General features: G+C 62.7%; 7 protein-coding genes. 4 read left to right on the forward strand and 3 right to left on the reverse strand.

From position 1 onward, the window contains the following. The 4 genes from IPU70_RS24145 to IPU70_RS24160 all read left to right on the forward strand — a co-directional run. Positions 1 to 4,685 (forward strand): VCBS domain-containing protein (locus IPU70_RS24145; RefSeq protein WP_207471155.1); only part of this gene is annotated, 4,685 nt, incomplete at its 5' end. A gap of 162 nt (positions 4,686 to 4,847) precedes the next feature. Next, positions 4,848 to 8,048: a retention module-containing protein gene (locus IPU70_RS24150; protein WP_207471164.1), complete on the forward strand. Its 3,201-nt coding sequence runs from the start codon at positions 4,848 to 4,850 to the stop codon at positions 8,046 to 8,048. Positions 8,049 to 8,152: 104 nt separating this feature from the next. Further along, positions 8,153 to 8,836, forward strand: coding sequence for a transglutaminase-like cysteine peptidase (locus IPU70_RS24155; RefSeq protein WP_207471166.1), 684 nt, complete (start codon positions 8,153 to 8,155; stop codon positions 8,834 to 8,836). Between the two features lie 17 nt (positions 8,837 to 8,853). Then, complete coding sequence (locus IPU70_RS24160) at positions 8,854 to 10,812, forward strand: LapD/MoxY N-terminal periplasmic domain-containing protein (protein WP_207471168.1); 1,959 nt, start codon at positions 8,854 to 8,856, stop codon at positions 10,810 to 10,812. A gap of 49 nt (positions 10,813 to 10,861) precedes the next feature. On the opposite strand, the gene IPU70_RS24165 is transcribed toward IPU70_RS24160, so the two are convergent. From IPU70_RS24165 to IPU70_RS24175, 3 genes are read right to left on the reverse strand one after another with little or no spacing between them, the layout of a single operon-like run. Continuing rightward, the gene (locus tag IPU70_RS24165) at positions 10,862 to 11,701 is read right to left on the reverse strand and encodes a M48 family metallopeptidase (RefSeq protein WP_013392872.1); all 840 of its coding nucleotides are present in this window, start codon (positions 11,699 to 11,701) and stop codon (positions 10,862 to 10,864) included. Positions 11,702 to 11,738: 37 nt separating this feature from the next. Then, positions 11,739 to 12,809 (reverse strand): chorismate synthase, encoded by a 1,071-nt coding sequence (aroC, locus tag IPU70_RS24170; protein WP_013392871.1) that lies wholly within the window; start codon positions 12,807 to 12,809, stop codon positions 11,739 to 11,741. Positions 12,810 to 12,845: 36 nt separating this feature from the next. Next, positions 12,846 to 14,228: a putative bifunctional diguanylate cyclase/phosphodiesterase gene (locus IPU70_RS24175; protein WP_371819063.1), complete on the reverse strand. Its 1,383-nt coding sequence runs from the start codon at positions 14,226 to 14,228 to the stop codon at positions 12,846 to 12,848. Positions 14,229 to 14,347 lie beyond the last annotated feature (119 nt).

A 14,347-nucleotide genomic window follows, 5' to 3' on the forward strand; every position in this document is an offset into this window, starting at 1 on the left:
CCGTCACCGACGTGGCCGGCGTGTCCACCAGCAACGACCTGGTCATCCAGATCATCGACACCGCCCCGGTCGCCAACGACGACACGGCTGGCATCACCGAAGACACGAGCACCCCGCTCACCGGCAACCTGCTGACCAACGACACGCTCGGCGCCGATGCGGTCACGACCGTCATCAACACCGCCGACGCCAAGTACGGCACGCTGGTGGACAATGGCGACGGTACCTGGTCCTATCAGCTCAACAACAGCCTGCAGGCTGTCCAGGGGCTGCAGGCCGGCCAATTGCTGACCGAGACCATCCGCTACACCATCACCGACGCCGATGGCGACATCAGCGAAGCCGTGCTGACGATTACCATCACCGGCACCAACGACCTGCCCTCCATCAGCAGCGCCAGCATCAACCTGTCCGAAGAAGGCCTGCCGCACGGCATACCGGACAACACGGGCACCACCGATACGACGAACGCCGTCACCTACTCCGGCAACCTGACCATCTCCGATTTGGATGTGAAGGACACCCATACCGTCACCTTGGTCAAGCCGGCGGACAACGCCCTGACCTCGCAAGGGAAACCTGTCGTCTGGACCTTGTCGGACAATGGCCATACCCTGGTCGGCAAGGACTTCCACGGAAACCCCGTCATCACCGTCACGATGACCGACGCGGGCGGCTACACCGTAACCCTGTCGGGCCAAGTGGATCACCCGACGAACTCGGTCGAGGATGTGCTCCAGCTGGGCATCGGCGTGCAGGTCAACGATGGCCACGCCACCAGCAACGGCACCATCACGATCAATATCGAAGATGACAGTCCGGAATTCGGCGCCGTCACCAATACGGTGATGGAGAATGCCGCTACCAGCGCCACCGGCACTCTGGAGTTCCATACGGGCGCCGACGCCGTGGGCGCCACGCTGGTTGTGTCGTCTGTCGGTCAGCTGCCGCAGAACTGGACGACCAGCGCGCTCAACAAGTCTTCGGTCGACATCTTCTCGCCCAACGGGACCAAGATCTTCACGGTGACCCTGAATCCGGAGGGCGGCTATACCGTCACCCAGCACGAAGCCCGGCCCGGGACGACCGCGTCGATCGACTTGGCCTCCTCGATCAGCAACAACCCCCAATCCACCTATGACCTCGGCTATGCCACGCTGAGCGCCGGCGGCGGAAAGACGTTCAACGCCAACACGTTCGGCAGCGGAAATTCGTTCGGGATCGGCAACACCTCCTTCGACTCGGGCGAAAGCTTCCGCATGGACTTCAAGAAAGCCCTCTCGGATTTCACGCTGAATGTCGCGGAAGTCAAGGGAAGCGGCACGCTCAATGTCACGATATGGAGCGATGGCGTTTCCAAGGTCATCACCGTACCCGTGAACAATACGACTGGCGCCATCCACATCACGAAGGAGATGTTGAGCCAGGGCACCCCCTCGTTCTCTCAATTCGATAGCATCGAGGTCACCGCGGGCAGCGGCGTCAAAATGTCCTTCCTCACGACCGGCTCCTATACGGAAAGCGTTCCCGCCGGCCCGATGGACTTCACGGTTGGCGTTACCGGAACGGATGGCGACGGCGACAAGGTGAACACGCATTTCAACGTGACCTCCACCGCGGAGTCCGCCGTTACGAACGCGACGAACAAGGTCGCGGAAGCCACTGGCGACACCGTTACGGGAACGATGCAGATCTCCGCAGCGTTGGGCATCGTGAGCGTCGACGTAAACGGCGTGGACGTCACCAAGGCGACGAATGCCAACCCCGTCAGCCTGACCACGGGCAAGGGCACGCTGAAGATCACCGGCTACGATCCGGCTACCGGCAAGCTCACTTACACCTATACCGAGAAGGGGAAATCCCAGGATCACTCGAACGGCAAGGACAGTGTGCATGACGACTTCACCGTGACCGCCAAGAATGCTGGCGGCCACGGCAGCAGCGGCAAGCTGACCATCCAGATCACCGACACCGCGCCCGAGGCAAAGCCGGACACGGCCAGCGTGACGGAAGACAAGGTCTTGGAAGCCACGGGCAACGTCATCACCGGCACCGGTGCGGACGCCGTGGGCGCCGACGTGACCACCGTGGTCGGCGTGGCCAAGGGTTCGGCCAACCCGAACAAGGCGATCGAAGGCAACGTCAACGCCGAGGTCAACGGCGTGTACGGCAAGATCACCATCCACGCCGATGGCACCTATACCTACACCCTGAACAACAGCGATCCGCGCGTCAATGCACTGGGGCAAGGCGACAAGCTCTCGGACGTGTTCTCGTACACCATCCGCGATTCCGACGGCGACTTCAGCACCACGACCATCACCATCACGATCAACGGCACCAATGACGTGCCGGTGATGACCAACGACTTCCGGTCGGTCACGGAAGATGTGAACGTCACGGGCGGAAATCTCACCGTCAAGGGCGCGGTCACGATCACGGATCCCGATGCCGGCCAGTCGACCTTCAACACCGACACCCTCAAGCTCGCCAGCAGCACGCATGCGGGCGGAGCGCTGGGCGTCATCGTAATGAAAGCCGATGGCACCTACACCTACAACGTCAACAACGCCGCGATCCAGTTCCTCAAGGCGGGCGAAAGCATCGTCGAGACCTACACGGTCGCCTCCGCCGACGGCTCGGCCACCAGCACCATCACCATCACCATCAATGGTGTCAACGACGCGCCCACGACCGTGGACGGTTCCGCGAACCTGGAAGCTGGCGATAACCAGTACGTCTTCTCGTTGAACGATTTCCGCTTCGACGATGGAGCGGAAGGCAACAGCTTGCAAAGCGTCATCATCACCCAACCGCCCACCAGCGGCACGATGACCTATAACGGCAAGCCGGTCACGGCCGGCATGGAGATTCCGAAGTCGGCCATCGAACAAGGCCTGCTGAAGTTCACTCCGGGCGCCGACAAGCAGGACAGCTCCTTCAATTTCCAAGTGAAGGACAATGGCGGCACGGCGAATGGCGGCAACGACACCTCGACCGAGCACAAGTTCGTCATCTCCGCCGATCACCTGGTGACCAACAGCAATGACGACAGCGGCAGCGGCGGCAAGCCGCCGCTGAACGGCGGGTCGGGCGATGACATCATCCTGGCGGACCAGGGCGGCTACGTCACGACCGTCAACCCCGGCACGAACTACAACATCGCGCTGGTGGTGGACCGTTCGGGCAGCATGTCCGCGCAATCGGGTTCCGGTGTCAACCGCATGCAGCTGGTCAAGGACGCGCTGGTCAAGCTCGCCAACGATCTCGAGCACCACGACGGCGTCGTCAATGTATCGCTGATCGGCTTCGCAACCCATGCTCAAGATCCGATCACGATCAACAACCTCACGAAGGACAATCTGAGCCAGTTGATCAAGGCGATCAACGATCTGACTATCGCGACGGGTAACACTGCGGGGACCAACTACGAAGCCGCCTTCAACGCGACCGTGAAGTGGTTCGCCGATCAGGGCAAAGCAAATTCCAGCGGTACGAAGTTCGAGAATCTGACGTTCTTCCTGACCGACGGAAACCCGACACAGTACTACTACAACGACAAGAAGGGGGTGGACGGACCGGGTAACGATACCGACTACAACACCATGAAGGAATCCGTCGACGCCTTCAAAGCCCTGAGTGGCACCAGCAAGGTCCACGGCATCGGTATCGGGACTGGCATCGACGGCAACATCCTGCGCTTCTTCGACAATACAGACAGCGCTGGCGACGGCCAGATCAGTTTTCCCACGAAGTGGAACTTTTGGGGAACCCCAATTGAATGGACAGCCGTCTCTGGCAAGACTGGCTGCATTGACATCGTCAACACCGCCAACGACCTGGCGGCCGCGCTCAAGGGAGGCAGCAGCACGAGCAATCCGGCTGAAGTCGGCCACGACACCGTCTACGGTGGCGACGGCAACGACATCATCTTCGGTGACGCGATCAACACCGACCACCTGGCGTGGGCCGGCAATCCCGCGGGATCCCACAATGGTGGCGGTCTCGACTCGCTGAAGGACTACCTCAAGGCGGTGGACGGCGTCGCCCCGACGAACGAACGGATATACGAGTTCATCAAGCAGAATCCGGGTCAGTTCGATGCGGCTGGCGACACGCGTGGCGGCAATGACGAATTGCACGGCGGCAAGGGCGACGACATCATCTACGGCCAGGGCGGCAACGATGTCCTGTGGGGTGATGACGGCAACGACAAGCTCTATGGCGGAACCGGCAACGACGAGCTCCACGGCGGCGCCGGCAACGACATCCTGGTCGGCGGCAAGGGCAACGACACCATGTGGGGTGACGGCGGCAGCGACACGTTCAAGTGGCAGCTTGGCGACCAGGGCACCACGGCGCAGCCTGCGATCGACACGATCAAGGACTTCTCGAAGGCCTCGGTCGCCGACGGCGGGGATGTGCTGGACCTGAAGGACCTGCTCGTGGGCGAGAAGGACGGCAACCTGTCGCAGTACCTGAACTTCAAGCAGGATCCGGCCAACTCCAACAACACGCTGATCGAGATCAATACCCAGGGCAAGCTCGCCACCCAGGGCGCGGATCAGAAGATCGTGCTGGAGAACGTCGACCTGACTCACGACGCCAACGGTCAGGCCATGAGCAACCAGGCCATCATCAACGATCTGCTCCTGAAGAGTAAGCTGAACGTCGACCACAACTAAGCAGCAAGCCCCGGGAAGGCCCGCAACGGCCTTCCCGGCTTGGCAAGTTTTTCCCTAGCAGCAACGTTGCTGCTTGGCACTATCAGTGTTGCCAGTATCTAGCTCTGGCAACGCCATCTAGTATCTGGCCATCTTGGATAACACCCTGGAAAGGGAACCAACATGGCCGATACCTCTCCCGCAATCGTCAACGAAATCTCCGGTCGCGCGTGGCTGCGCCATGGCGATGGATCTCTGACCGAACTGCATCTAGGCAGCAAAATCCCTGCCGGCAGCGACGTCGTCACCGCCTCGGGCGCCACGGTTTCTCTTCAGGTTGAAAAAGGTTTACCGCTAGTCATCGGTGAAGGCCGCATGGTAGCGCTGACCAACGAGATGACCGCCACGTTGGACGACCCGTCCGAAGCTGCAGTGGCCTCGCCCTCGGGTACCGACTCCGACCGTCTGTTGGCGGCCCTGCACGACGGCCGCGACCTGTTCGATGAACTCGATCCCACCGCTGCCGCCTTGGCCGGCGGCGGTGGCGACGGCGGCAGCAGCTTCGTACGTCTGGCCCGCCTTCTTGAAACCACCATCCCGTTGGACTTGGCCTATTCCAATCCCGGCCATCGTGCCGATGTCATGCCACGCGTTTCCAGCAGTACCGGCTCCGCCGTCGACGAAGACGAGGCGCCTCCACTGGTCAATGTCAACCGCGCGCCCGACGCACGGGACGACGCTGGCCAAGGCGATCAAAACAGTCTGGTGCGCGGCAACCTGCTCTCCAACGACTCGGATCCCGACAACGATCCTCTGGTGATCACGTCGGTGGGCGGCCGCCCCTTGACCTCGGGCGGCGTCGCGGTTGAAGGCAGCAATGGCGGCACATTCACCGTGCTGCCTGATGGCAGCTACGTCTTCACGCCCGGCGGCGATTACGACCACCTGGCGGCGGGCGAAACCGTGACCAGCACCGTGTCCTACACCATCATGGATTCCCGCGGCGCCACCTCTACGGCGACCGTCGTGGTGCTGATCACCGGCACCAACGACGGCCCGGTATCCACCGCCATTTCCGACACCTCCAGCGTGGATGCACACACGAACGTGAGCTACGACGTCTCCGGCCACTTCTCGGATCCAGACGCCAGTGACAAGCTCACCTACACTTCAACGGGCTTGCCGCCCGGCCTGAGCATAGACCCGCGCACTGGCATCATTACTGGCAACATCGATCCTTCGGCCTCGCAAGGCGGAAGGATCGGCGTCTACAACATCACCGTTACCGCCACCGATCCCTCAGGCGCAACCAGCTCGCAAAAGTTCAACTGGGCTATCGCCAACCCCGCGCCCATCGCAGCCGACGACTCGGGCGCTGCCAGCGAAGACTCCCCCCTCGACGTCAGCGCTCGAAACGGCGTGCTGGCAAACGACCGTGATCCAGACGGCGACACCCTTGCCGTATCGCACGTCAACGGCAACACAGCAAACGTGGGCGTCGCCATCGCAGGCTCCCACGGCGGCACGTTCACGCTGAACGCCGACGGCTCCTACAGCTTCGACCCAGGCTCCGCCTTTCAACACCTCGGCGTCGGCGAAAAAAACTACAGTTCGATCACCTACACTGTGTCCGACGGCGAGGTCGGTACTAGCACGGCTGTCTTGACAGTCGAAATCACGGGCGCCAACGACGCACCAGTTCTCCAGATACACGGCAACCAGGTGTTGGAGGACCACGCGGCCTCCGGCAACGTACTCATCGGAGCGTTCGATGTCGACAGCGATGCGCTTGCTGTCACAACCTTCACCCTCAACGGCACAACGTACTCCGTCGGCATCACCGCATATGTAGAAGGCGTAGGTTCAATCCTGGTCCAAGCCGACGGCAACTATGTGTTCACACCGGACGCCAACTGGAACGGGAACGTCCCGCAGATCACGTATACCGTGACGGACGGCACGGTCACGACCTCATCCACCTTGGACATTGGAGCTCTTTCCGTCAACGACGCCCCGATAGCGCAAGACACCTCCGGCAACGTCGCGGCTGGCGGTCGCTACACGTTCGACCTGAATGACTTTCCATTCTCCGATCCTGGGGAAGGCCATTCGATGAAGTCGCTAATCATCGACTCGCAACCCTTAGACGGCACGCTGCTCCTGAACGGCAAAGCGATCAAACTGGGGCAAGAAATCAGTGCGGAGGATCTGGCCAACGGCAAGCTGGTATTCCATGCGGGTGCTGCCAACTACGGCAACGGCAACGCTTCGTCCTTCGACTTCCGAATCAAGGACACCGGCGGTACCGCCAACGGCGGGCAAGACACGTCGCATCAGCACACGTTCAAGCTGAATGTGGGCGATTTCATCGTCGGCGACAACGGCGACGGTAGCTGGCAGACCTACACAGGGAAAGAGGGCAGTGACGGCAACGACGTAATGCTGGGCGACCAAGGAGGCGTGCTGGGACTCCCCCCTCCTCCCCCAGATCCTGCTGGCTGGCTGATCGATCCGCGAGGTCGGGAAGCCGAAGCCGGAAGCAGACCGAACCATGTGCTGGCTCCGCTGGACAACGACCTGCTCATCGGCAATGACGGCTCGGATATCCTGTTCGCAGATGCGATCAACACGGATCGATTGCCCTGGGGTATCGACGGCAACCCCGCCAAGCCCGCCAATCTACTCGACGGATCCGGCCTGTTTGCACTCAAGCAGTTCCTGCTGCTGAAGAACGGCTCGCAGCCCACCGACGCCGACCTGCACAAGTTCATCTCGGAGAATCACGAAACACTCGACGTGCAGGGTGACACGCGCGGCAGCCACGACTGGCTGCGTGGCGGTCGAGGCGACGATATTCTCTACGGCCAAGGTGGCTCGGACCAGCTGGAAGGTGACGATGGCAACGACATGCTGTCGGGAGGCACGGAGTACGACCGCCTGGAAGGCGGAGCTGGCAATGATGTCCTGATCGGCGGCATGGGCAATGACATCCTGGCCGGCGACTCCGTGCCCGACAGCAATGAGAGTGACACGTTCAAGTGGGTACTCAACGACCAGGGCACCATAGACACCCCGGCCGAGGATTGGATCGTAGACTTCTCGACCCTGAAGCCGGCCGATGGCGGCGACATCCTGGATCTGCAGGGACTGCTGGTCGGCGAGAATGACGGCTCCCTGAGCAACTACCTGAACTTCCGCAAGGAAGGCATCAATACGGTCATCGACATCAATACCCAGGGCAAGCTGGACGCCCAGGGTGCGGATCAGAAGATCGTGATAACGGACGTCGACCTCACCCACGATGACTACGGCCAGTTCATGAGCAATCAGGCCATCATCAACGATCTGCTGGAGAAGGGTAAGCTGATCGTCGACCACGGCTGAACAGCTGTTCACGGGAACGTCCACAACCGCGTTCCCGCCTCCGCATGACGCATTTTTTCCCAGGGCGCATCTAAGATGCCCGGAAAAATGTGAAAATCCGTTTCATGCCATCGTCCCGCCGTTTCCGCCGCACGCTGAATCTGTGCCGATTGGCTTTGCTATGCCTGGCTTGCGGCTGGGGCGGAAGTTCCGCCCTGGAAGTAAATGCCGACCGGCTGCAAAGCCTGTCGGCCAGCCGCTATGGCGCGAAGGGCTCGAAAGCGGTATCAGAATGGTTGCAGCTGATGCGCAGCCCCGCCCCAGCCCAGGAAAAAGGCGCGCTGACACAGGCGAACGATTTCTGGAACCGCTCCCTGATGTCCGGCGAGGACATCACCATATGGAAGCAGGCCGATTATTGGGCCACGCCGTTAGAATCGCTGGGCAGAGGCGCCGGCGACTGTGAAGACTACGTCATCGGCAAGTACTTCACGCTGTTGGCGCTGGGCGTACCGGCGAACAAGCTCCGCTTCATCTACGTCCGCGCACGGATCGGCGGCGCCGCAAGCAGCGCCCAGATCGCCCACATGGTGCTGGGCTATTACGAAACTCCCAACGCCGTGCCGCTGGTGCTGGACAACCTGATCTCGACCATTTTGCCCGCCACGCAGCGTCGCGACCTGACGCCGGTATTCAGTTTCAATGCCGACGGCGTCTATGTGGACGGCAAACCCGCCGCGCCGGTTGACCGTCTCAGCCGCTGGCGTGATCTACTTCAACGCATGGAACGGGAAGGCGTGCGCCCCTGATGTCCGGAAATAAGACTATGTCCATACTTCGACAGCTATTGCTCAGCGTTACCCTTGCCATCGGCGTCATCCTGCTGGGCACGCTGGCGCTCAGCGTGAACTCCGCCAGGGAGTACCTGTCAGGCCAACTGCAGGTGCAGAGTACCGACGCCGCCGTGTCGCTGGCGTTATCGCTCTCGCAGCCCGCGAACAATGATCCGGTCGTGCAGGAGCTGCTGGTATCGGCGCTGTACGACGGTGGACACTTCTCGCTGGTACGCCTGGCCGATCCGGAAGGCAAGGTCCTGATCGAACGGAAATCCACGGCCACGGCAGCGTCGGTTCCCGCCTGGTTCCAGGCGCTGGCCCCGCTGACCACGCAATCGGCCAGCCATGCCGTCAGCGACGGCTGGCGTCAGATTGGCGAAGTCACCCTGATCGCGAACGACGCCTATGCCTGGGAGGCCCTGTGGCGCAGCAGCCTCAAGATGATCGCCCTGGTGGTGGGCGCCGGCATCCTGTGGGCCGTGTTCGCCTTCATGCTGGTGGGCTGGATCAAGAATCGCCTGCTGCGCGAAATCAGCGACCACGTGCGCAGCATCGGCCAGGAATCGCCGACCGAGCAGGTCGAAGCGCGCGTGCCTGAACTGTCCGGGGTGGTGCAGGCCCTGAATCAAACCCGTGAACGCATCCATGCCAGCGTTGAAGAGCAGAACGCCAAGATCGAATCACTGGAACTGGAGCTGAACCAGGATCCGGTCACCGGACTGCCCAACCGCAAGTACTTCGTCAACGAGTTCCGCCGCGCGCTGGAGACCCATGCCATCGCGACTGGACGCAGCATCGACGGCGGCCATGTGCTGGTGTTCCGCCAGCGCGACCTGGCGGACCTGAACCGCCACATGCCGCGGGAGTTCATCGACCAATGGTTGCGCGCGGCCTGCGAGCGCATCCGCGGCACCCTCAAGAGCATGCATGTGGCCTCGCCCCTGCTGGCCCGCCTGAACGGCTCGGATTTCGCCTTGCTGCTGCCCGGCTGCGCCGCTCCCCAGGCCATGATGGTGGCAGAGCAGGTACGCGCAGACCTGCACGCTTCGCGTATCCCTGTGGGTGAAGGCCATTTGTGCCGTTGGGCGCAGGCCATGACCGACTATGGCCACGGCAGCCAGGCCGGCCCGGTGCTCGCGCGCCTGGACTTCGGCTTGATGCGGGCGGAAAGCGCTGGCAACGACCAGGTGGTGATCGCGGGTGCGACCGACATGCAGTCGCCTTCGGAATCGGGTGAACGCGCCTGGAAGGACGCAATCCAATCCGCCCTGGAAGAGCGCCGTTTCGAGTTGGCCACGGAAAACCTCCAAGCCACCGATGGCAGCATCGTCCGCACCGAGGCGATGCTGATGATGCGCACTGCCGCCGATCAGGTGCCGATTCCCGCCACGCTGTTCATTCCGCCGGCGGTGCGCCTGGACCTGGTGGCCGATTGCGACCTGGAGGCTGTGAGCCTGGGGCTGGATTGGCTGGCGGCCAACACCGGCGAGCTCGCCGTGCGGGTGGCACTGCCCTCCTTGCGAGGCCAGAAGTTCTTCCGCCAGTTGGCTCTGCTGCTGACCGAACACCGGCCGCTGGCGCCCCGCCTGTACCTGGAAATCGACGCGCACGGCCTGGTGGAATGCCACGAGCAGATCGCGACGCTGGCCCGGGTCGCCTCGGAGTTCGGCGCGCATATCGGTGTGCGCCGCCTGGCCCAGCAGTTCGGCGCGGTTGCGCAACTGCACACCCTGCCCTTGTCATACGTAAAACTGGGCGGCGGCTTCGTCGGCGGCATGTCCCAAAGCCCCGGCAGCCAGCAGTTGACGGCTTCGGTGCTGGAAACCGCACGCAATTTGAAGATCGCGGTCTATGCCGAAGACGTACCCGACGCCGAAACGCAGCGCATTCTGGCCAAGCTGGGCATAGGCATCATGCGCGGTCCAGGCGTCAAAACGGCCGCGGCATAGGACGGCCGGAAGGCTAGCCACCACAGCCACTGCGGCCGCCGCAGCGGCTTCAACGGGAGGCTTTGCCCTTGGACTGTTCGTAAAGCGGCAGCACCTGCTGCGCCGCGGCCTGCAGATCGCTGATGCGCGATGCGGCCGACGGGTGGGTAGACAGGATTTCCGGCGGGGCGCTGCCCTGATCGGCGGCGCCCATCTTCTGCCACAGCGTCACGGCGGCGCGCGGGTCGTAGCCCGCCCTGGCGGCCAACTCCACGCCCATGCGGTCAGCTTCGGTTTCATGGGTGCGGCTATTGGGCAGCGTAAACATGACGCTGGTGAACTGCCCGCCCAGGTCAGACGCCGCGGAAGACCCGGTGGCGATAGCCAACACCGACAGCCCCAGGTTGGTGGCCATCTGCTGGGATACGCGCTCGCGCGCATGCTCGCGCAAGGCGTGCGAAATCTCGTGGCCCAGCACCGCCGCCAACTCATCGTCCGTAGGTTTGATCTTGCCCAGCAGCCCCGTGTAGACGGCGATCTTGCCGCCTGGCATGCACCAGGCGTTGATCTCGTTGCTGGACAGCACGTGCACCTCCCATTTCCAGCTGGCGGCGTCAGGCCGGAAGATTCCCGCCTGCGCGATCAGCCGCTGCGAAATGGTGCGGACCCGCGCAACCTGTTGGGCGTCACGGTCCAGCAGGCCCTTGGCCTGCGCCTGCTTGAGTATGTCGGCGTACTGCTGAGTGGCTTCCTGCTCCAGCGCCTGCGAAGGCACCATGCTGGACATGTACTGGGTCCGGTTGACGCCGATGGCGCCCGACTGCGTGGTGTTCATGCCGGTGCAGCCCGCCAGGGCCGCCAGCGCGAGCGCAGCGCCCGCATTGCGCAGCAGATGACGTTTCCGGTTCATGGCGGACCTCCCAGTCGATTCGAAGAACGACAGCGTATCAGACTACCGGATCGCCGCACTGACCGCGGTGGCGCAAGGCATGGTCGATCAGGACCAGCGCCAGCATTGCTTCGGCGATGGGTGTGGCGCGGATGCCGACGCAAGGATCGTGGCGTCCCAGGGTCTGCACCATGACCGGATCGTTGGCGCGATTCACGGAGCGGCGCTCGACCCGGATGCTGGAGGTCGGCTTGATGGCCAGCGACACGGTGACTGGCTGACCGGTGGAAATGCCACCCAGCACCCCGCCAGCGTTATTGGTCAGGAAGCCGTCCGGCGTAATTTCGTCGCCATGCTCCGAGCCTCGCTGGGCGATGCTGTCGAAGCCCGCGCCGATCGACACGCCCTTGACGGCATTCAAACCCATCATCACGTGGGCAATGTCGGCGTCCAGGCGATCATAGATCGGTTCACCCCAGCCCGCGGGAAGGTTCTCGGCCACGACCTCGATCCGGGCGCCCACCGAATCGCCGTCGCGGCGCAGTTGGTCCATGTAGGCTTCCAGTTCCGGCACGACCTCGGCGTTGGGCGCGTAGAACGGATTATTGGGGACCTCGTCCCAGGAAACGAAGGGAATCGCGATGGGGCCAAGCTGACTCATGTAGCCGCGCACCTTGACACCGTATTGCTCTGCCAGCCACTTCTTGGCGATGGCACCCGCCGCTACCGTCGGCGCCGTCAGGCGCGCCGACGAGCGGCCGCCTCCGCGCGGGTCGCGCACCCCGAACTTGCGCCAGTAGGCGTAGTCGGCATGGCCCGGACGGAAGGTATCGGCGATGTTCGAGTAATCCTTGCTGCGCGCATCCGTGTTGCGGATGAGCAGGCCGATAGGCGTGCCCGTCGTCACTCCCTCGTATACGCCAGACAGGATTTCCACCTGATCGGCTTCCTGGCGCTGCGTCACGTGGCGGGACGTGCCAGGACGGCGGCGGTCCAGTTCGAGCTGGATGTCGGCAGCGTCCAGCGACAGTCCCGGAGGACAGCCGTCCACGACGCAACCGATGGCCGGCCCGTGGGATTCGCCGAAATTGGTGACGGTAAAGAGAGTACCTAGGGTGTTGCCGGGCATAGGGAGTCAAGAGGTCGGGTTTGCAAGCAACCCCGATTATGACACCGCCGAGGCCAAAGCCTGGATTTCGGAGGCCGGCGCAGGGCGTCCCAACAGGAAACCTTGCATCACCCGGCATCCCAGAGACTTCAGGATCTCGCGTTGGCCTTCGGTTTCGACCCCTTCCGCCACCACCGGCAGATGCATCGCCTGGCACAGGCCGAACAGCGCCGACACCACCTCGCGGCTGCCGGCATCGGATTCCAGCGCGGAGATGAAGCTGCGATCGATCTTGACCCAATCGATGGGCAGGCAGCGCAGATGATTCAGGCTGGAATAGCCGCAGCCGAAATCGTCCAACGCCACGCCTATGCCCATCGCCCGCAACGTGTTCAGGATTTTCACGTGACGTTCGTAGTGCAGGATGAAGAGCGATTCCGTGATTTCCAGCACCAGCTTGTTCGGTGCCAGGTTCGCGGCCTCCAGCGCATCCGACACGAGTTCGACCAGACCATCCTCGTTCATCTGCTTGACCGACAGGTTCACATGCACGCGCCAGCTCGCTGGCCATAACGCCGCCTGTGTGCATGCGCGCTCCAGGATCCAGGCTCCCAGCGGCACGATCAGGCCGCTGCGCTCGGCCAGTTCGATGGTGACGGCAGGCGATACGCTGCCGAGCACAGGGTGATGCCAGCGCAACAGCGCCTCGCATCCCTGCACCATGCCGGTACCGCTGTCACAGACAGGCTGATAATACAGTTCGAACTGCTCCATGGCGGGTGTGGTGAGCGCCAGCCGCAGGTCGTTTTCCAGCCCCTGCTGATCGCGCTGACGCGCCAACATGCGGAAATCGAACAGGTTCCAGCCCGGCCCGCCGCGCTCCTTCAGCGGCAGCAAGGCCACCTGCACGCAGCGCTGCAGTTCTTCCACGCTGCGGCCATGCTCGGGATACAAGGCCGTACCCACGCGGAACATGGCCATCAATGGGCGCCCGCCCAACTCGTAGGGTGCGCTCAGGGCTTCCAGCAGCTTGGCCGACACCTGGGCCGCCCCCGTTTCGTCCACGTCGGGTGCGCAGACCGTGAACGCATCTGTCCCGGAGCGCGCCACCATGCCACCCATGGAACGGCAGATGAGGCCCAGGCGGTTGGCCACCTGTACCAACAAGGCCTGATCTTCGCCCGCGCGCAACATGGCGCTGATCTCGGCATATTGCTCGAAGCTCACCAGAAAGAACGCGCCGCGGCGCGAGCGGCCCTCGGCATTGTTCAGCCAGGCGCGGGCGCGCCGGTGCAGTTCCTGCTGGTTCAGGACACCGGTCAGTTCATCGCGCGTCAGCCGTTGGCGCAACAGGCGTTCCCTGCGCACGAAGACCCAGCACATCGCTACAAGTGCGCCCGCAAGCGTCAGGCACAGTGCGAGCAGGTAACTCTCACGCACGAAGCCCCCTATCCATAAGCCCCTGGCGTTGCGGTTCGAAAAAGAACCCAAGGACTGTAACATTTTTTAAAATATGCATTATTTTCGCAAAAAACGCCACACTTCAGAGGCAACGCGCC

Source organism: Achromobacter sp. SD115 (assembly GCF_017355315.1).
GTDB classification, from domain to species: domain Bacteria; phylum Pseudomonadota; class Gammaproteobacteria; order Burkholderiales; family Burkholderiaceae_B; genus Achromobacter; species Achromobacter xylosoxidans_B.

What these genes read in the sequence shown, in the direction of transcription:
- IPU70_RS24155 (WP_207471166.1), top strand. Translation starts at nt 8,153, where the DNA reads ATGCCATCGTCCCGCCGTTTCCGCCGCACGCTGAATCTGTGCCGATTG.
- IPU70_RS24150 (WP_207471164.1), top strand. Translation starts at nt 4,848, where the DNA reads ATGGCCGATACCTCTCCCGCAATCGTCAACGAAATCTCCGGTCGCGCG.
- aroC (WP_013392871.1), bottom strand. Translation starts at nt 12,809, where the DNA reads ATGCCCGGCAACACCCTAGGTACTCTCTTTACCGTCACCAATTTCGGC.
- IPU70_RS24160 (WP_207471168.1), top strand. Translation starts at nt 8,854, where the DNA reads ATGTCCATACTTCGACAGCTATTGCTCAGCGTTACCCTTGCCATCGGC.
- IPU70_RS24165 (WP_013392872.1), bottom strand. Translation starts at nt 11,701, where the DNA reads ATGAACCGGAAACGTCATCTGCTGCGCAATGCGGGCGCTGCGCTCGCG.